This is a genomic window from Nitrospirota bacterium (genome assembly GCA_016219645.1).
Lineage (GTDB): Bacteria > Nitrospirota > Nitrospiria > Nitrospirales > Nitrospiraceae > Palsa-1315.
The window spans coordinates 21693-40502 of record JACRLR010000004.1 but is presented as its reverse complement, the minus strand read 5'-3'; the positions used below and the strand labels follow the sequence as shown (position 1 = coordinate 40502).

Below are 18810 nucleotides of genomic sequence, written 5' to 3'. Positions count from 1 at the left end.
TCCTCCCATTCGATGTCGCGCAGCCTTCCTAAGGCCGCACACGCAGTTCCACTCGTGGCTTGTCGACGGCCGGTGTTCCCTTGGAGCCCAGAGCCCACGCCGTCTGCATGCAGTCCAGGCACAGTGCGAGATGCCAGATCCGGTAATCATATCCGTATCCCTGCGTAAACATCTCCTCCCACTGGGGTCGGGAGAGGCAGGGATAATGGCCCGGTTCACTTTTGCGGTAGTGGGCCTGCGCGAAACGGATAAGCCGCTCGCTCTCGCTGTTGAATCGTTGAGGGTGACGCTCCTGCTGGCTGCTGAGTTCATTCAATTCGGCTTCGGTCATGCCTCCCTCGTCCATCGCCCGTTGCCAGCCGGAGTCCCGCCAGCGCCGAAAGTTTTTGTAGATACGCTGGCTTTCCGATCCGTTCAAGCCTGTCACGGCAATGACAGCCCCCGGACCGAATCCATAGCAGTGATGGTACAACGCAATCAGTGCGTCACGGCTGATGGCGGCCCGTGCCACGATCCCGTCGAGGAACCGGCCTAGCGGTGTCAGCAAGTCCGGATGATAGCAAAAGGGCTCGGGCCGGCTATGTTCTTTGGCCACCATTGAGTCCAGGAGAAACAACGGCCGGCACGGCACTTCACTACGTCCGCACATGAGAAACCGCTCGAGGTATTCGGCGCCCCAACGCAGGACAAATTTCTCATGCGCAACATCCTCGCTCCACTGGCCGGTCTCCCGTAGAAAACGCTTCGTGTAGCTGGTGGCCCGGTCCAGAAGAACCGGTAAGGCCTGTGAAACGGCTTGATCGAATTCTTCAGGCGTCGATACCACCTCGTTCAGCCGACCCACTGTGGTCGTCCAATCAGACATTCCTTGGTCTCTATTCAGTGCGCGCTGATCTTCGCTCAAAAGCATTATGCCTCCTCTCAATCACGTGCGCATTGGACAAATATGACCGGCTGCCCGCCGATTTTATCCGTTGAGCCGATTGCAGCACGCTGATATCGTTTATACGTTACGTGTGGGTCGTGCATGGGGCATGGCCACAGTTGCTACATTCATTCTTTTATTTTGGGAGGTTCTTATGAAACGGTTAAGTGGATTGATGGCATTGGTGGCATTTCTGAGCTTCGGCACGCTGTCCACCCTGACGTTTGCCAGCGAGCCGGCCCCGACCGAGCAAAAGGATAAGAAGGATGCGTCAACCCCAAAACTTTCCGGGGATGAGAAGAAAGATGAAAAGAAGGACAAGGGTGGACAGCTCGTGTTCGGCGATGACAAGAAGGATGAAAAGAAAGACCAGGGCGGCAAGTAGACAGATCCAATGGGGTGCGGCGGATCGCCGCACCCCTCGCCGGATTGCCACACAGGCTCTCCCGTGAGAATATTCCTCTCAACCGAGAACTCAGACCGGCGTCGGCTTGATCGCTCCTTATTGAAGAGACGCTGTCTGGGTCTTATGCTCGCCGCGACACTCCTGTGTCTTGCCCCGGCTTCAGTCCTATCCGAATCAAGCCCGGCTGCGCCGGCCGCGAAGGTGCGCGGCGAAATACTGATGTTGACCAGTGAACTCATGGTCGTGAAATCTGCGGAAGGCACAAGCGTTCTCATCCCGCTCGACAAAGGCACCCCGCTGGACCCGTTACTGAAAGTCGGCGACCTGGTCGAGGTTGTTGCCGTATCGGGTAACCATGTCACCTCGGTCAAGCGACTGGCTCCCGAACCTCTTCAATAGATTCCCGTTCCCCTACCCCTATCCCTCACTTCATGAGGGAATATCCGGCACAACGATAGTTCTGTGATGAACAGGCTATTGTTCATGGGCAGCTTCCCTCCAGTCGTCCCTGTACCGCTCGTTGATCGTCAGGCCCGGCGGACTCCGGTGTCCGGTCGATGCGATGGATGAGAAACCGGATGATATCCTCGATCTCTCCTTGATGCTTGAGATAAAACTTCGCCCGAGAATCGGCGTGTTTTCCGACACGAATCCCCATGGCCAGCCCTTTTGTGAGTCCGAACACTTGCTCATCCGTCACATCGTCACCGACGAACAACAGACCGGATTGCCGCAGGTGGATCATGAGGGCCAATGCCGCCTCCCCCTTCCCTGTGCTTCCCGGGGGGAGCAGGTTCACCGATGCTTTACCGATAATACAGTGGGGTGCCGGCGTGAGCTGCCGGCACAATTGCAGTAACCTCCTGCTCATACCGGCCGATTCGTCAGCCCTCCGGTAATGAAAGGTGAGCGAGTATCGCTTATTCTCAACCTCTACGCCGGCAACCTTGAGTGATTGGGCGAGGTCGATGTCCACATACTTCATCCACGCATGACAGACGTTCTCCGCAACACTCAGCGCGGCAGGGGGGGTGAGTGGACTCTCCAAACCGTGGTTCCCGATGAGATACGGCACGGCGCCGTTTACCCTCGGCATCAAATCGCTGAGGGCACGCCCCGACACAATGGCGCAGGGAACCCGCCTGGCAAGTTCACTCAACCATTCGTGGATGGGCTTCGACAACTTGACGGCGCCGCGATCCGGCGAAATCCCTGCCAGTGTGCCGTCAAAATCGAAGGCATACAGAATGGAGCGGGTCGTGAGGGTGCGCAACGCTCGGCGCCCCTCCTCAGATAACACATACCTCATGCCTGGTCTCCCATGGTCGTCGGTGCGTCTCGCGCTCCCGTTTGGCGGACAATGCGCGCCCGCTGTCGCATGCGGGCGGCATCCATCAGCATACGCCCGGCCCAGCGATACACGTTGAATTCCTGCACGATCCCGCGCATGCTGCGCATCCTGGTCCGCTGCTCGGTCGGCGGCATTGTCAAAGCCAGGTGCATGGCAGCTGCACATTGATCGATGTTGTACGGGTTGATCAGCAGTGCCTCCGGCAGCTCTGTCGCAGCGCCGGTGAACTGACTGAGGATCAGCACGCCTTGCTCGTCTTCCCGTGCCGCGACGAATTCCTTCGCGACCAGATTCATCCCGTCGTGCAGGCTGCTGACGATGCAGAAGTCAGCCCCTCGATAATACGTGGTGACGGCCTGCGACTCGTGATGTTCGATTCGTAGATGAATGGGTCGATAGCCCTCTCGCCCGAATCGCCGGTTGATGCGTTCGGCCGACGCGAGCACTTGCTGGGTGAGCTGTTGATACTCATCGATTTTCGCACGGCTGGGGGCCGCGATTTGCACGAACGAAAATCTTCCGATCCACTCCGGCTGCAGCTCCAAAAGCCGTTCGACGGCGAGGAACCGCTCGAGAATGCCCTTGGTATAGTCCAGTCGCTCGACACCGACCCCCACGCGATGCGCGTGGGGCAGGCCGTTGATCGCGCGGATGCGGGTCCGGCATTCGGCTTCAGACGGCGGTTGTGACTTCTCTCGATCGGGCCACGCGATCGAAATCGGGTAATGATTCACCGCCGTGAGTTTGCCTTGATAGGAAATCATGGAGCTATCCCGATCAATCTTCGATTCCAGCGAGCGATCCACCGTCTCGATAAAGTTGCTGCAATGGAATCGCGTGTGAAATCCGAGAATGCTGCTTCCCAAGAGCCCTTCGAGAATCTCCCGATACCAGGGGCAAATGGCATAGCGCTCCGGATTGGGCCAGGGGATGTGCCAAAACGTGATGATCGTGGCGTGAGGCAGTTGATCCCGCACGAGCTTGGGGATCAGTGCGAAATGGTAATCTTGCACGAGCACGACCGGGTTGTCGGTCTTGGCTTCCTCGATGATGGCCGATGCAAACCGCCCGTTGATCTCCTTGTACTGTTTCCAGTCCGAGGATCGAAAGATGGGGCGAACGTGGGCCAAATGACAGAGCGGCCAGAGCCCTTCGTTGGCAAAGCCGTAGTAGTAGCCGTCTTCTTCCTCCTGCGACATCCAGATCCGCCTGATCTCGTAGGCAGGATTGTCTGGCGGGACGCGGACATGGTTGTGGGCGTCGACCACCTCGCGATCGGCGCTGCCGCTGCCGTGCGCGATCCACACACCTGAGCAGGCCCGCATAATCGGTTCCAGAGCGGTGACTACCCCACTAGCAGGGACCTGGACATCGATCTGCTGGTTGTTCCAATTATGGATGTAGGGCTCGCGGTTCGACACGATGAGTACTTCGTCGCCGGCGAGATGTTCATGAAGAATGGTCTTCAATGTCGCCGGCGTCCAGCTCATCTGGCTCTCGTCCCTCATGCGTTTATCCGCCTCGAGATCATGAATAAGGGCGCGAAGATCCTGGGCAACCGGATGCAGCTCGGCATCGGGCTGTTGGTTCCCTATCAAGGCAACCAGCCCCTCGCCGCGAAGCATGGCGCGCACCCCGGAGACCCATCCGAGCCAACTCAGGTGCGCAACCAGGACCGTGACAAGGGAAATCACTGCGCCGATGATCACAAAGAGGTAGAACAGATACCACTTTGTATCGCTGCTTCTGCGTTCGACCCAGCTCATGTCGTGGACGAGCATGAGGCGCCCGAGCGTACGGCCGCTTCCTTCGATTTCCACAGCCGCAACGTGGACAGCTCCTCGGGCGAGCTGCAACCGGGCGGTCTGGCCGGCTTTGATCGTGTCGGCGCCGCCGCACTGAATCGAATCAGGGTAGGTCAAGGTTTTGTACGCCAACTTGCCATCATGGTCGCAGAACCCGACGGCGTAGAGCCGTTCGTCCTGAATGATCCGATGCAAGTAATTCAGCACCTTGACCTTGGAGTCGGCTGTCAAGAGCTCCACAAGAGGGCCTTCGACCATGCTGCCGATCAGCTTCGACCGGATTTCGATATCCCGAACAAACCATTTCAGCGTCAGGGTATCGACGAGGGGAATGACCAGATACGCCAGGACGGCCAGCACCAGGGCCAGCGGCAGCAGGAACCGTAGCGATAAGCGCATAGTCCACCTCTCATTTCATTTACATCGAAGACAAAATCGCCTAGAGTACTGCCATGTATCCTTACGGCCTCATCGGCAATTGCCAAACCTCGGCGCTCATCGGATCAAACGGCGCTGTCGAATGGCTCTGCGCGCCGCGACCGGACAGCCCGCCTGTCTTCGGCCGGCTCCTCGATCCTGATGGAGGGCATTTCTCCATTTCGAGCCTTGCCCCTTCCAGCGAACTGACCACCGCACAAGGCTATCTTCCGAACACGAACATTCTACTGACCACCATAACATTGGCCAACGGCGATGTCTTCCAGATCACCGACTTCTGCCCGCGATTCGAACAATACGGGCGCCTCTATCGACCTGCAGCCTTGTTTCGATTGGTCGAACCGCTGAAGGGCACGCCGGCCATTCGCGTCAGCTGCCGGCCGGTCTCGGGCTGGGACAAGACTCCCGTCCACCCCGTGCGAGGCAGCAATCACATCCGCTACGACATCCGCAGTGAATCGCTCCGCCTCCTGACCAACATGCCGTTGACCTATCTCACCGAAGAAACCCCGGTCGCACTGACGCAGAAGTTCTACTTCGGCCTCACGTGGGGTCTCGGCATCGAGGATGACCTCGTGAAGGTGACGCACGAGTTTCTGGAACAGACGACGCGCTACTGGCGTATCTGGGTCAAAAACTGCTCGGTCCCGCTGCTGCATCAACAGGAAGTCATTCGCTCGGCTCTGGCCTTGAAGCTCCACTGCTACGAGGACACCGGCGCCATACTGGCAGCCTTGACGACGAGCCTTCCGGAGCAGCCGGGCGGAAGTCGCAACTGGGACTACCGCTATTGCTGGTTGCGCGATGCCTATTTTGCGCTCACGGCATTTCATAATCTAGGCCACTTCGAGGAAATGGAGGCCTTCCTTAAATTCCTGTTGAATATTGCCCATAGCCACGAACATTCCCGCGATCGGCTCCGACCAGTGTACACGCTCAGCCAGGGACTGCCTCTGCCGGAGACGGTTCATCCGAATTGGTCCGGCTATCAGGGCAATGCGCCGGTCCGGAGCCACAACCAAGCCGCCGAGCACGTGCAGAACGATGCCTACGGTGAGATGATTCTGACCTTCACTCCGATCTTCTTCGACGAACGGTTTGTCGATCTGCGCAGCAAAGACCTCGACGCACTCCTGGCTCATTTGGCAAACTTGTGCATACGCAGCATCGGCCAGCCGGACGCCGGCCTCTGGGAGATCCGCAACGGCTGGCAGGAACATTCCTTTACCAACTTGATGTCCTGGGCCGGTCTCGAGCGATTGGAGCGCATCAAACAAACCGGGCATCTCGGTTCGATCTCGTTGGACCTGACCAGCGCCCGAATCCGTGCGGCCGAGGCCTTGCTCCGTTCCGTGCATGACGGTGCGGTCCGGAACGGCCCGTCCGACTTCAGCTATGACGCCGCCCTTGCCCAACTCCCCATCTTGGGGTATCCGAATCGGCAACTCGGCGAGTCTACGGTGCTCCAGATCACCCGGGAACTCGCCCTTCGACATGGAAGCGACGACACCGGCTTTTTCTACCGTTACGTGCGCGAAGACGACTTCGGGAAACCGGAAGGAGCCTTCGTCATCTGCTCCTTCTGGATCGCGCAAGCGCTCGCCCGGTTGGGACGGATGCCTGAGGCCAGGACGATCCTCGATCGAGTACTGGTTGCTGCCAATCATGTCGGATTATTCTCCGAGCATTTCATCCCCGCCACAAAGATCCAATGCGGCAATTTTCCGCAAGCCTACTCTCATGTCGGGCTCATCAACGCCGCCTTTGCCGTCAGTCCTCCCTGGAGTGACGTGCTCTGACCTATCCTGGCCGATTGCACTGCATGATATCCAGCCGCCGGCCTCAGTCGGATGGTCCATGTCGGACTAATGGAAAAAGTAGGCGCAGCCCCTTCTTCCATGCAGCAGGAATGCGACTCAGGTGTGGAGCAATGAAACGAACCTAGCAGGCTGTGGAGAAACTATTGAGCCACGGTGAAAATTCAATGGCCCGCACATCTAGGACAACAGAGAAATTGCGGGCAGGATGCTCAAAAAGCCCGTCCAATAAGGCCGCAGCAAGCAACTTAAAATAGTCCTTCCAAGCTTGCTCGTTATCTCTTTAGGGATGGGGGCTGATTGATTTTCCACTGCGCGCGTCCGACGAATGCTGGTTCATCTGGTCTATCTCGTCTATCTGGTTGGTCGGACCGGAGATTCATCCGGAAGAACCAGACGGACCAGAAAGACCAGCCAACCAGACAGACGAGCCCGGGCGCGTTGCGCGAGTACAGGGAGCTCACGTGGCCATCCGCCCCCTGCTGGCGGACTTTATAAGCAGCCTGTTAGGCAAGAAACCAAGCGCTAAGGCCTATGGAGTCTTCGCGCAACGGAACCCGTAGCCGAAATACCGGTTCGTCGGCTGGGCAGCGAATCGGTGCGCGGAACGCAGGAACTCGGAAATGTACAGCCAGGAACCGCCCCGCACACCCTTAGAATCACCAGCTGTCGGCCCTATCGGGTTCCGCCGCGGGCTGTTCTGATAATACTCATAGTCATACCAGTCGCTGACCCATTCCCAGGCATTTCCGGCCATGTCATAGATGCCATAGGGACTCTTGCCCTCTTCGAACGACCCCACCGGGACCAGCGACAGATGGTTGTTCCATTCCTTTCTGCCGTAATTCGCGTGCAGCCGCGTGGGCGCTTCGTTGCCCCAGGGATAGATGCGCCCATCCGTCCCCCGCGCCGCCTTCTCCCACTCCGCTTCCGTCGGCAATCGTTTGCCGGCCCATTTGCAGAACTTGACCGCGTCCTCCCAATCCACGTTGACCACCGGGCGCTTCTGATGTTGGGGTTGATTCATGATACTCCAGTCCGGCGGCTCATCCATGTCAGTCACTTCCAGATACTTGGCATACTGTCCTACCGTCACTTCGTACTTGTCCATGTAAAACGCGTTGAGGTAGATCTGATGCACCGGTTTTTCGTCGTCGGCCATATTACTTCCCATCGTGAACTCCCCTGCTGGAACGAGCGCCATTGGCGCATCCTGTTGCCCGACCCCTCCCGCCGATCCCTCTGGTTTCTGCATGCCCGATAAGGCGACCGATCGCTGCCGTGGAAGTCTTGTCTGCAGCTGTTGGTAGAAGGCCTGCTGCTCCTTGTTGAGACCGAGCTCGTTGGCGCTGTCCAGGGCAGCCTCGGCCTGTTTCATCTTGTCGGAGGAAGTTTTCCCGCCTGCCATCAGACCTTTCGCCTCGTCCAGCAACCGCCATGCCGTCACTTCGTCCAGTGAACGCCACACCGTCGCTTTGTGTAAACGTGGCTTTGTAGACCCAACCGCCACGGACTTGGCATCCAGGTCCAATGCAGTCTCGTAATGTTCTTCCGCGCAGGTCCATGCTTTTAATCCTCGACAGGCCTCGGCCAGGTTGAAATGCGCCTGCACATTCGTCGGATCTTTTGTCATGCCGGCTTCCAGCGCCGCGCGCGCTTCTGCATACTGTTTTTGCTTCAGCAGATCCCCCCCTTTGGCAAACTCTTTCTCGCCAGGACTAGCTGCATAAGCGGCCATGGGTGGCGCAACCATCCCCGGACAAATGAAGAGACACAACACAGCCAGCATTCCCACCATCTGTCTCATAAGAAGCTCTCCTCCCGATTGTGATTCCACCGTGAATTCAGCCTCGTATGCCGGAGCAGGCCAAACGCCATGACAAGCCTGGCGAGCTTATCAGAAATCGAGGAAGGGGTCATGGGCTCAACAGCCCCCCCCCCTTATACCTGTCGAACAACCGCTATAATGCTCCTTCCAAGCTTGCGTGCTGCTCTCTTTTCAGGGTGGCCTGGTCGATCCTCGATTGCGCGCATCGGACGATATGTATGCTCCCTCCAAGCTTGCTCGTTATCTCCTTAGGGATGGGGGCTGATTGATCTTCCACTGCGCGCGGCCACTTGTTTCCCTGCCCCCTTTCAATGCCAACCAAGCAAGGGGGTGAGGAGCTTTTGACTGCGGCCGTCGAGCGAGGCCCTTCGGAGGGCGCGCGCTCCGGGAGCAAAGAAAGCTCCTTACTCCCTTGCGCCTCCCCTTCTGAGGCCGCGCGTTGCGCGAGCACAGAAGATCATCAGGCTCCATCCCCTCCTCTGTTCCGCGAGCAGGAGGACAACCAGGCCACCCTGCCCATCCTTCACCTCGCGAGGGTCCGTACATAGGCGAGCACGTCCCGGCTCTCTTTCTCCGAGAGACGGGTCTTCCAAGGCGGCATATTCGGTTTGCCGTCATGGATGGCCTTAAGCAGGTCAGCATCGGATGTCTTTCTGGTCGATGGCGATGTGAGATTAGCCGGATCCGGTCCACGAAGAAAGCTGTACCCATCCCCTCCGCCCTCAGGCCCATGACAACCGGTGCAGTGCCTGACAAACAGAGCCTTGCCCCGCGCCACATCGCCGTTTTGCAGCTTGGGTTCGGCTCGTCCTTGCACCACAGTTCCTAACAGAAGGCCGCTCACAAGCCCCACCATTGCCATCTTCAGCATCCGGCTTCGCTTCATAACATCTCCTCCCGTTCGATGTACCCTGCCGACTGCAGACAATCGAAGCCCTAACTTCGATTGGACCGATCGAGCCTCCAGATTGCTATTCCGGTTGTCGATCGATCCCCGCTTTGATGGTCACGAATCGCCAAACCCCGACTCCCAGGAACAACACGCCCGTGACCAGCGAGACCACACCCAGCGCTTGAAATCCGACCCCCTCCAGCCACCACACAGCCGGAATTCCAACGGCAAAAAACCCCAACGCAGTTCTGATGTACGACAGCAACGTGCGCTCGTTGGCCAACGCAGTCCGTTGCCGAGCCAGCCGATCCCGCACAATAGTGTCAGACCGCTCAGGCATAGAAGGCCTCCGATTTCTCGCCGGAACGATACTCCATCAAATGGTGAAGCTCAACAGATGTACAGCGGAGCCAGACCTCAGCCGCTCCCTCATCTCAAGCTTGCTTTAGCTTCTTCTCCTCCAAGCTCGCTTGTTTCTCTTCTGGGAGGGTGGCCTGGTCGATCCTCGATTGCGCGCGTCGAACGAGCACATTCCGATCGTGCGCGTTCCGCGAGCAGGAGGACGACCAGACTGCCCTCCTCTCCCCCCTCCAAGCTCGCTCGCCATTCCCATTGTGGAATGGCACTCGTGGTGGTCCTACTGCGGCCGTCGAGCGAGCACATTCCGATCGTGCGCGCTCCGGGAGCACAGGATCACCACGAGTGTCGTTCCACTCTTACACCCATTCCGGCGCATACTCCTTTCCCGCTTCTTTCTCTGCGAACCAACGATATAAGGCCGGCAAGACCACCAGCGTGAGTGCCGTCGATGTGAAAAGCCCACCGATGACGACTGTCGCGAGTGGTCGCTGGACTTCGGCCCCGATCCCCTGCGCCAGTACCAACGGCAACAGGCCCAGCAGAGTCGTCATCATCGTCATGACAACCGGACGGAGGCGGAGAATGCAACCGGTAACGATAGCCTGATCCATCTGTGTTCCTTCATTACGCAGCTGGTTGATATAAGAAACCAGCACAATCCCGTTCCCGACCGCGAGGCCAAACAATTCTATGAATCCGATCGAAGCCGGCACACTCAGGTATTGTCCGCTCAACCACAAAGCCACGACGCCCCCGATCAAGGCGAAGGGAAGATTCATCATGATCAAGGTCGCGTAGCGGAGCGAGTGAAACGCCCAGAAAAGCAGGAAGAACACAAGCCCGAGCGTGATCGGCACCACGATCAACAGCCGTTCGTTCGCCCTCTCCATGTTCTCGAAGGCCCCGCCCCAGGTTATACTGTACCCTTCCGGCAGGCGTAACTGTTGCTCCAGCTTCTTCCGGCCTTCATCCACAATACTGCCGATATCCCGCCCGACGACATTAAAGCCGACGTAAATGCGGCGCTTCACTTGCTCGCGGCTGATGCGGGCCGGGCCCTCGCGCATCTCGATCGTGGCGAGTTCGCTCATCGGGATCAGGGCGCCTGAAGCCGACTTCACCCTGATCTCCCCGATGCTGCCGATGCTGTTGCGTTGCGTCTCAGGAAACCGCAGCGTCAATTGAAATCGCCGCTCGCCTTCGTACACATGGGTCGCCGCCTTGCCTCCGATGGCGGTGGTGATGATCTCCTGCACGTCGGCCACGTTGATGCCATAGCGGGCGATCTTCTGCCGATCGATGTCGATGACGAGGTAGGGCTGCCCGGCGATCTGTTCGACCTTGATATCTTTGACGCCCTTGATCTGCTGCATCAAGGCGGCAATCTCCGTTGCCTTATCACGGAGCACATCAAGATCCTCTCCGAACAGTTTGATAGCGCATTCAGTCCTGACGCCGGAGATCAGCTCGTCCACCCGTTCCTGAATCGGCTGACTCATCAGCACGGAAATACCTGGAACCTCTGCGAGTTTCTTGCGGATCGCATCGGTCAACCCCGGTTGAGTCTTCGCCGTTTTCCATGTACTGCGGTCATGCAATGAGACGATCGGGTCGCTCTCATACAGATCCTCCGGATGGTAGGGAATCTCGGCCCGACCGATCCTGCTCACGGCCATCTTCACTTCGGGAAACTCCAACATGACTTTGTGGGTTTGCTTCTCCATCTCGATGGACTCAGCCAGCGACACACTCGGCAGCCTCACGACTTGAGGAGTCAGGGCTCCTTCCTCAAGCAGTGGAATGAATTCCCGTCCCACGAATGGAACGAGAGCGAGGCTGCAGAGCACGATCGCCGTCGAACCGGTCAGGACAAGACTGCGATGCCTGAGCGTCCATTGCAACACCGGCACATAACGCTGTTTCATCCATCGCGTGAGGCGCGTTTCCTCCGGATGGTCTCCGCGCAAGAGCAACGACGCGAGGACCGGCGACAGGGTCAACGTGACCACGACCGAGGCCAGGAGCGCGATCACCAACGTGTAGGCCAGCGGCGCGAACATCTTCCCTTCCATGCCCTGGAGCGTCATGAGCGGCAGGAAGACGACGCTGATGATCAGAATGCCGAAGAGAATCGGCCGTCCTACTTCTTTCGTCGCCTGGAGGATCACCTCAACTTTACTCTTCCGCTGCGGACCTTGGCTCTCTGCCAGATGACGATAGACGTTTTCCACCACAACCAGTGATCCGTCCGCAATCTCGCCGATGGCGATAGCCAGTCCGCCGAGCGTCATCAAATTGGCCGAAAGCCCCAGCCGTTGCATTGCGATGAACGTGATCAGGGGAGTGATGATGAGCGAAGCCGTCACGACGATGGCACTGCGCACATGGCCCAGGAAGAAAAAAAAGACGAAGACCACCAGCACGATCCCTTCGATCAACGCGTCCCGCACCGTATTGATCGCCGCCGTCACTAATTCGATGCGATCGTAGAAGGGCAGGATCTTCGTGCCTGCCGGGAGGATGTGATTCTGCTGCAGATCGTCCACCTTGTTCTTGACCGCCTCGACCACCTGACGGGCATTGCCTCCGCGAATCATCAGCACGGTTCCGATCACGACCTCCCGCTCCCCGTTGAGGACCACTGCGCCATGGCGAACGGCATGGCCGATGAGGACTTCCGCGACATCACGAACAAAGACCGGCGTGCCGCCCGACTCCTTCACGATGATAGACTCGATATCGTTCACGCTTTTGATGAGGCCCAGGCCGCGGACGATCGAACGTTCCGCATACCGTTCCAGTACATTGCCCCCGACGTTGGCATTGTTCTTCGCCACTGCCTCGTAGATATTGTGGAGCGTCAGGTCAAACTTTCGGAGCTTGGCCGGATCGACCAGGACTTGATACTGTTTGACGAACCCGCCCATGCCGTTCACATCGATCACACCGGGCACGCTCTTGAGCAACGGGCGCAGGACCCAGTCCTGCATCGTGCGCTGATCCGTCAACTCCTCCTCGACGACCTTCGGATCAGTCGCCGTCGCATGGGGCCCTTCCACATAATAGTGATAGACCTCGCCCAGCCCCGTCGTGACGGGAGCCATCACTGGTTCGAGCCCCTCCGGTAAGCGCTCCTTCGCCGCCATGATCCGTTCGAGGACCAACTGCCGGGCGAAGTAGATATCCACGTCGTCGTTGAACACGACCGTGATCTGGGACAGGGCGAACTTGGAAAGGGATCGGATCTCCGCCAAACCCGGCAGACCTGTCATTTGAAGTTCGAGTGGATAGGTGATGAACCGCTCGACTTCGACCGGCGAGAGTCCCGGCGCCTCGGTCAGCACCTGCACCTGGATGTTCGTCACGTCGGGGTAGGCGTCGATCGGGATAGACTGGAAGGCGAAGACGCCAACGAGGGACAACAGGCTGGCCAGGCCAAGGACCAGGATCCGCTGCCGCAGCGAGAACTCCACAAGAGTCGCAATCATGGTGTCGGCTCGATCTTATGGCGTTCCATTTCGGACTTGAGGACGAACGATCCCTCGGTCACGACCCGGTCGCCGGCGCTCACGCCATCCAGCACCGTCACGACCTCTCCCTGCTCGCTTCCTAGTTTGACCGTTCGCACTTCGAAGTCGTTCACCCCCCGTTGAACAAACACGATCTTACCGGTCGGGCCGTTTTGGACTGCCGCGAGCGGAACGGTCAGCGCATCCGGGGTTTCTGCCACATAGACGAGAACGAGGGCGAACATTTCCGGCTTCAACAACAGATCGGGATTCGGCACCGTCACCCGCAAACGCATCGTGCGGGTAGCAGGGTCGAGTACATCACCGACGTAGGTGATCGTGCCCGGAAAGATGCCATGGGGATAGGCGGACACAATCACCTCGACCTTCTGGTCCTTGCGGATGAACTGCACGTCCTTTTCCGGCACATTTCCAACCACCCACAGATCAGAAAGGTCCGCGACGGTGAAGAGCTTCTGCTGAGTTTCGACCACTTCGCCTCGCGTGATATTGCGCATGATGACGCGGCCGTCGAACGGCGCACGCAGCAGGACGTCGGCCTTGATCGTTTGCTCGCGATCCAGCCGCTCGATCTCCTCCTTGGGAACCCCGAATAATTCGAGGCGATTCGACATTTCGCGGGCCTCGGCCCGCGCCGTTTTCATTGTAGCCTCGCGGCGCTGCAATTCAGCCAGACTCACCACCTTCTGTTCTTGCAGGTCTCTGGCTCGCTTGTACGCCAGTTCCGCTTCGTGCAGTTTTGCAACAGCCTTCAGGTAGGCCCCCTCCGCCACACCAAGATCGGTACTGTGCAGCAGGGCCAGCAAGGCATCCTTCTTCACGTCCTGGCCGACATCCACATAGACCTTCACCACCCGGCCCCTGATGAGGGCCGTCACATCAGCCAGTTCATTCTGGTTGGGTTGAACTGTGGCGGTGTATTGCCTCGGTACCAGCAACGCCCCACGAGCAACCGGCGCGAACTCGATCGTCGTTCGCGCGAGCTCCTCGGACGTGAGATGGATCAGACCTGACTTCTCGGCCACAACGGCCTTTGGGGTCTCAGATGCTTGGTCGGGAGTTCTCTCGCAAGCGACAAATCCGACGCCTAAGAAGACGATGAGGAGAACGGCCCAGCAGCGTTCTTGAAAGGTGAAGCGTTCGATTTTGAAAGCTTTTGCCCTCATAGTCATAAGATTCTCTTAAAGGAGCCAGCATGACGTGTGCCACGGAACACTCGCGATTTCAAGGGAGAAATAGGCGGTCCAGGAGCCTTTTGCCACGTTCGCAATGAAGGACCGTGGCGAAATGCTACAGCGACCAAACAAGAACCAAGCATGATTAGCGGGGAAAGGATCTCACTTCAATACCGTTGAAACAATTCTTGAATTGGCTCCCCGACGCTCCCACTCCTATCAAGCTGAGGCAAGCTTCGAAAAGCCTTCGGGACCACGTTAGAAGACGCACAATCAGACGAACCAACAAAACAACCATCGCGTTGCGCATCGATGAGAAATTGCATCGTGGCTCCCTCGACAGCCTCCGCCAAATCTGTTGTGAAATAGTTGATCCAGGCAAACGGCAGCAAACCGATCCAGCCTGCCCCCTTTTTGCGAATGGGGTACCGATAGGCTTTGAGCAATCGGCTATCCTGGTACAGGCTATAGATACCGGTTGTGCCCCCCTCGTCGGTGTAGTACGGGAGAAGGGTCAATGCTGGGATTAAGGCAAGGATTCCCAGGTTGATGAACTGTAATTGTGACTCGAGGAAGTATTGCACCACCGTCGATGGCGGAATAGGTTCAAATTGCACTTTGAAAAACAAACCGGCTTTTGGCGGCTGCTGCATCTCATTTAGGTCTGAAAACATCCCGCTGGCTGCGAGGGTGCGCCCCACCGCACCATACCCAGGCTGTCCAAATGGATCAATTTGAGACTGAGCAGGATAGTAGCCTGGTACGAAGATCATGGACAATGCGCTAAGCCAGCGATTCCCATATTCCTTCTGAGCTTCGTCAACTGGTTCGACATGATAGAAAAGAGGCTGGGTTACGTGATCCGTGGAAAGAGAGTCTCTCGTTGCGTTGGGAAAATCCCGGTAGGTGACGATACAGCCCGTCAGTAGCAGGTGGAGGACGACAAGGGTGAAGGCAAGTTGTTTCATCATTACTTCTGTTTCGTCATCGCACGATCCTTGATCCTGTCGCATAGGTCAATTTCGCAACTGAGAATCTCGTAACGCCCCCACTGGAAATGAACGAGACCAGACTCATCCCCCCGCCCCCCTGTCTCATTCTAAAGGTCCGGCCGAGACCCCTTCGACACGTCGGCAAGTTCCCAGCCTGGACGATGACACAGGATTGCGCCAGTTTCGTGGCATTTCAGGGCAGAGGGCAGATACCATTGCCCCATAATGCCACGTGAACCGGGGCGGTGCATATCTTTGCTGCTCGCTCGTTCACGCTAACCCCTCTGTTCTTCTTGGATTGTCGCAAGCATTTGCGCCAATCACGCATGGCACTCCCCTTGCTTAATCATCTTCGTATAGAAACAATGCATTCGTCTATCTCTGTTGATCGAGGGAGGTGGCCATGCCGATCCTGAAACGACTCCAGAGTTATCTGGACGCGAACAAAATTCCCTATGAACTGGTCAGCCACGCGAAGGCCTATACCGCGCACGATGTGGCCCAGACGCTGGATGTGTCGGGAGACCTCGTCGCCAAAGTCGTCGTCGTGAAAGCCGACAACTATTTCATCATGACCGTGTTGCCTTCCACCTGGCGCGTGGATCTGAAACGATTGCGGGATGTATTGGAAGCCCGCGACGTCCGGTTAGCGACAGAAGCCGAATGCGCGAACCTGTTCCCCGATTGCCAAGTGGGAGCGATGCCACCATTCGGCAATCTCTATGGCATAGAAGTGTATGTGGATCAGCTCCTGACGGAAGACGAGTCCATTGTGTTTGAAGCCGGGACCTATGTCGGCGCGATCAAACTACGGTACAAGGACTTTGCCGATCTCGTTCGCCCGAAAATTGCCGCGTTTCATCATGAACCGTCAAAGATCGAGAGCTAGCAGGGAGAGGGATGGCCTGGTGAGTCCCCTGTGCTCGCGCCACGCGCGGTCTCAGAAAGTGTGGCGCAAGGGAGTGAGGAGTTTTCTTTGCTCCCGGAGCGCGCGCCCTCCGAAGGATGAGAAGGGAGCGGCCAGGTGCCCTTCTTGCTCGCAGAACGCGCACATTCAGAAAGTGCTCGTTCGATGCGCGCAGTAAAGGGCAGCCTTGGCCACTCCCTTTTAAGGAGAAGTTTCGAGAAGTGAATGAGCCTCGCTCGACGGCCGCAGTCAAAAGCTCCTCACTCCCTTGCTTGGTTGGTATGGGAATGGGGAGTACCACGAGTGGACGCGCGCAGTGGGGGCTCATCCAGGTCATCCCAGAAGAAGGTCGGTCAGCAAGCTAGGTTCAGGCGCGTCACTTTCCGCGTGAGGCGGATGTCGCTTGAACGAACGGCACGCAGAATGCTTCGGCGTACCGCAATCGGCAAGGCTTCCGGAACATAGACGCCGGCGAGTTCTCTCGGCATGTGCTTCACAAAAAGGGCGGTGAGATGTGCCGCGCTCCAGGCTACCGGCGAACAGGTGTGCCCGCGTTGGCGCAGGTCGAAGAGAGAAGGGAACAGCGCGTCCCACCGGATCATGAAGTAGCCAGTCCGCTTGCGCCCATAGACCAATACTGCCGCCGCGAACCGTTCGTTTCTTAAGACGCCGCGCCGCACCAATTTCGACATCGCACGAGGCGTCGGCGTGGCAGGAAATCGGGCTGCGACCAGCCCACGGGATCGATTCAGCTTCCCTTGGCGATACCAGCGACGCAGTCGTTCCATGTCGATCCCGCCGATCTTGGCATCCATCTCTCGCACGCTGAGCACACGCGGAATCGTGACAACCTCGTCCTGGGCGGCCAACAACACGCCGACTTGCCCGATCGGCGCGGGAAAACGGAACATTTCCCGGGCGCCGAAGCGCTCTCCGAATTCGAAACGCCCGTTTCGGTAGATGCGCGGCCGCGAGACCGCCTCGTCGAACGAATCAACTGCAGACCATTGTGAGACCGGATTGTCGCTCGCCGTCTCTTCAAAGAGCCGCACCTGAACCCTTTCAATGCTGTCGAGTTCGACTGCCGCCTGCATGGCTAAGAGGTTCGTGAGACCTGGCGCAACGCCGGCATGAATCAACGCCAGCCGCTTCTTCTCCCGAAACAGACGGTCGAACCGATACTGCTCAGGCCGAAAGGGACTCTGAGTGAGGCGGGATGCCGTATCGATGTAGTGGGAACGTAACCGGAGAGCTGCACGCAGGATTGTCTTGTTGAACACAGCGGGACAGGCGTTCACCAGGAGATGGCAGCCCTTCGCTGCCTTCACAATGCTGTGCGAGTTTCGAGCATTGACCTGTTGAATCAGCAGAGTCGAATGCTCACCGAGAAAGGCACGGGCACGGACGAGATCGCGGTCGCCGCACAATACTTGATGGCCCTGGCGAAGCAGGAGTTTGGTGAGCAACGATCCCATCGCCCCGACGCCAAGAATAAACACCCTCATGAGGTCGAGACTGTACCATAAATCACCGGCAGCCTTGACGGCCATTCCACACTTTCTCGTTCCCCGCCTCTTAGGATAGCGCACCTTGCCTTGTCACTTGTGCGCATCGGGATGGCCCGCCCCCTTCGCACCATCCGCCGATCTCAGAAGAGAGGATGATGGGGAGCACTTGCTGGTGGAGCCGAGGGGGGTGTCCCTCCGGCATTTCCAAGGAACCGCCAGGCCCCTTCCTCTTTAACGAGGTAGTGTACCTCACGCACCCAACTGTCAATAGTAACGGGCTTTCCTGTCCGCTTCTCCGTCCCGTTGAGCCATCCGGTACAGGTCACATAGGCTTTTCTGACACCGTCGGCCCGGACTAGTTCCAGCTCGGTGAAGACATGGGATGAGCTGACATTCTCATAATGCATGAAGACTTCCTCCCATACTCGGCGCACGTCCGACCTTTTCAATCCATGATAGTTGTAGGTCGTGGCGTAGAACTTCATGAGGGCATCGAGATCGGCCTTCTTGACCGCCGCTTCGGCCTCATTGAACGCTGCCACCAACTCCTTGATGACCGGCAGATCTGCATCCGCCCCCACTCCCGGTGCGAATTCCACAGCTGCGGCGGCAGGAGCCGGCGGTCGGCATGGGGTCAGGATCAGCATTCCTGCCAGGATCAGGATGATCTTGAGCGCGCCTCTTCGCCTCATGATCGTAGCGTGACGCAATGGTGATGCCATCGCTGTAAGAGTGGGAAACCCTCGATGATTCAAGCCGGCAGCTCTCTTCGTCTCTTTCCCACTGGGCCCAAGGTCAACAGGATGACGCCTAACTCCCCACGTGACGCTGTCTCTCTGCCGCAAAACGCTACGCTTACTATCTGCCATAGCCCTT

Annotated in this window: 15 protein-coding genes; 4 read left to right on the top strand and 11 right to left on the bottom strand. The window is 57.9% G+C overall.

The annotated features are described in order from the left end of the window. Positions 1 to 28: 28 nt before the first annotated feature. Positions 29 to 865, bottom strand: coding sequence for a hypothetical protein (locus HZB34_00235; protein MBI5314380.1), 837 nt, complete (start codon positions 863 to 865; stop codon positions 29 to 31). Positions 866 to 1079: 214 nt separating this feature from the next. Between HZB34_00235 and HZB34_00230 the strand changes: the two genes are divergently transcribed. Next, on the top strand, positions 1080 to 1310 hold the full coding sequence (locus HZB34_00230; protein MBI5314379.1) for a hypothetical protein: 231 nt from the start codon (positions 1080 to 1082) through the stop codon (positions 1308 to 1310). A gap of 144 nt (positions 1311 to 1454) precedes the next feature. Further along, the gene (locus HZB34_00225) at positions 1455 to 1730 is read left to right on the top strand and encodes a hypothetical protein (GenBank protein MBI5314378.1); all 276 of its coding nucleotides are present in this window, start codon (positions 1455 to 1457) and stop codon (positions 1728 to 1730) included. A gap of 82 nt (positions 1731 to 1812) precedes the next feature. Here the strand turns inward: HZB34_00225 and otsB are convergent, their stop codons facing one another. Both otsB and HZB34_00215 read right to left on the bottom strand, forming a co-directional pair. Then, positions 1813 to 2640, bottom strand: coding sequence for a trehalose-phosphatase (otsB, locus tag HZB34_00220; protein MBI5314377.1), 828 nt, complete (start codon positions 2638 to 2640; stop codon positions 1813 to 1815). Further along, positions 2637 to 4886 carry a trehalose-6-phosphate synthase gene (locus HZB34_00215; protein ID MBI5314376.1) on the bottom strand — a complete coding sequence of 750 codons (2250 nt, stop codon included), beginning with the start codon at positions 4884 to 4886 and terminating at the stop codon, positions 2637 to 2639. The genes otsB and HZB34_00215 overlap by 4 nt, the downstream gene beginning before the upstream one ends. Positions 4887 to 4939: 53 nt before the next feature. Here HZB34_00215 and HZB34_00210 point away from each other — a divergent pair, with 53 nt between their 5' ends. Next, positions 4940 to 6724, top strand: a complete 1785-nt coding sequence (locus tag HZB34_00210; protein ID MBI5314375.1) for a glycoside hydrolase family 15 protein — start codon at positions 4940 to 4942, stop codon at positions 6722 to 6724. Positions 6725 to 7274: 550 nt separating this feature from the next. On the opposite strand, the gene HZB34_00205 is transcribed toward HZB34_00210, so the two are convergent. From HZB34_00205 to HZB34_00180, 6 genes are all read right to left on the bottom strand, one after another. Beyond that, positions 7275 to 8549: an SUMF1/EgtB/PvdO family nonheme iron enzyme gene (locus HZB34_00205; GenBank protein ID MBI5314374.1), complete on the bottom strand. Its 1275-nt coding sequence runs from the start codon at positions 8547 to 8549 to the stop codon at positions 7275 to 7277. 544 nt (positions 8550 to 9093) lie between these two features. Continuing rightward, positions 9094 to 9456 (bottom strand): cytochrome c, encoded by a 363-nt coding sequence (locus HZB34_00200; GenBank protein MBI5314373.1) that lies wholly within the window; start codon positions 9454 to 9456, stop codon positions 9094 to 9096. An 85-nt stretch (positions 9457 to 9541) separates the two neighbouring features. Beyond that, positions 9542 to 9802, bottom strand: coding sequence for a DUF202 domain-containing protein (locus tag HZB34_00195; protein MBI5314372.1), 261 nt, complete (start codon positions 9800 to 9802; stop codon positions 9542 to 9544). Positions 9803 to 10178: 376 nt separating this feature from the next. After that, positions 10179 to 13310, bottom strand: coding sequence for an efflux RND transporter permease subunit (locus tag HZB34_00190; GenBank protein ID MBI5314371.1), 3132 nt, complete (start codon positions 13308 to 13310; stop codon positions 10179 to 10181). Then, positions 13307 to 14524 (bottom strand): efflux RND transporter periplasmic adaptor subunit, encoded by a 1218-nt coding sequence (locus HZB34_00185; protein MBI5314370.1) that lies wholly within the window; start codon positions 14522 to 14524, stop codon positions 13307 to 13309. Before HZB34_00185 ends, HZB34_00190 begins: the two co-directional genes overlap by 4 nt. 170 nt (positions 14525 to 14694) lie before the next feature. Further along, entirely contained in the window at positions 14695 to 15498 is an 804-nt protein-coding gene (locus tag HZB34_00180) for a hypothetical protein (protein MBI5314369.1), read from the bottom strand. 424 nt (positions 15499 to 15922) lie between these two features. On the opposite strand from HZB34_00180, the gene HZB34_00175 reads away from it, so the two are divergent. Next, positions 15923 to 16408, top strand: a complete 486-nt coding sequence (locus HZB34_00175) for a deacylase (protein ID MBI5314368.1) — start codon at positions 15923 to 15925, stop codon at positions 16406 to 16408. 371 nt (positions 16409 to 16779) lie between these two features. Here HZB34_00175 and HZB34_00170 read toward each other — a convergent pair whose 3' ends face one another. Together HZB34_00170 and HZB34_00165 are read right to left on the bottom strand one after the other, a co-directional pair. Further along, positions 16780 to 17976, bottom strand: coding sequence for a saccharopine dehydrogenase NADP-binding domain-containing protein (locus HZB34_00170; protein ID MBI5314367.1), 1197 nt, complete (start codon positions 17974 to 17976; stop codon positions 16780 to 16782). 98 nt (positions 17977 to 18074) lie between these two features. Then, positions 18075 to 18626 (bottom strand): hypothetical protein, encoded by a 552-nt coding sequence (locus HZB34_00165; protein ID MBI5314366.1) that lies wholly within the window; start codon positions 18624 to 18626, stop codon positions 18075 to 18077. Positions 18627 to 18810 lie beyond the last annotated feature (184 nt).

Excerpts from the sequence above, each read along its gene's own strand:
- HZB34_00205 (MBI5314374.1), bottom strand. The coding sequence starts at position 8,549 with ATGAGACAGATGGTGGGAATGCTGGCTGTGTTGTGTCTCTTCATTTGT.
- HZB34_00190 (MBI5314371.1), bottom strand. The coding sequence starts at position 13,310 with ATGATTGCGACTCTTGTGGAGTTCTCGCTGCGGCAGCGGATCCTGGTC.
- HZB34_00230 (MBI5314379.1), top strand. The coding sequence starts at position 1,080 with ATGAAACGGTTAAGTGGATTGATGGCATTGGTGGCATTTCTGAGCTTC.
- HZB34_00180 (MBI5314369.1), bottom strand. The coding sequence starts at position 15,498 with ATGATGAAACAACTTGCCTTCACCCTTGTCGTCCTCCACCTGCTACTG.
- HZB34_00215 (MBI5314376.1), bottom strand. The coding sequence starts at position 4,886 with ATGCGCTTATCGCTACGGTTCCTGCTGCCGCTGGCCCTGGTGCTGGCC.
- HZB34_00210 (MBI5314375.1), top strand. The coding sequence starts at position 4,940 with ATGTATCCTTACGGCCTCATCGGCAATTGCCAAACCTCGGCGCTCATC.
- HZB34_00235 (MBI5314380.1), bottom strand. The coding sequence starts at position 865 with ATGTCTGATTGGACGACCACAGTGGGTCGGCTGAACGAGGTGGTATCG.
- HZB34_00170 (MBI5314367.1), bottom strand. The coding sequence starts at position 17,976 with ATGGCCGTCAAGGCTGCCGGTGATTTATGGTACAGTCTCGACCTCATG.
- HZB34_00165 (MBI5314366.1), bottom strand. The coding sequence starts at position 18,626 with ATGAGGCGAAGAGGCGCGCTCAAGATCATCCTGATCCTGGCAGGAATG.
- HZB34_00195 (MBI5314372.1), bottom strand. The coding sequence starts at position 9,802 with ATGCCTGAGCGGTCTGACACTATTGTGCGGGATCGGCTGGCTCGGCAA.
- HZB34_00200 (MBI5314373.1), bottom strand. The coding sequence starts at position 9,456 with ATGAAGCGAAGCCGGATGCTGAAGATGGCAATGGTGGGGCTTGTGAGC.
- otsB (MBI5314377.1), bottom strand. The coding sequence starts at position 2,640 with ATGAGGTATGTGTTATCTGAGGAGGGGCGCCGAGCGTTGCGCACCCTC.
- HZB34_00225 (MBI5314378.1), top strand. The coding sequence starts at position 1,455 with ATGCTCGCCGCGACACTCCTGTGTCTTGCCCCGGCTTCAGTCCTATCC.
- HZB34_00175 (MBI5314368.1), top strand. The coding sequence starts at position 15,923 with ATGCCGATCCTGAAACGACTCCAGAGTTATCTGGACGCGAACAAAATT.
- HZB34_00185 (MBI5314370.1), bottom strand. The coding sequence starts at position 14,524 with ATGACTATGAGGGCAAAAGCTTTCAAAATCGAACGCTTCACCTTTCAA.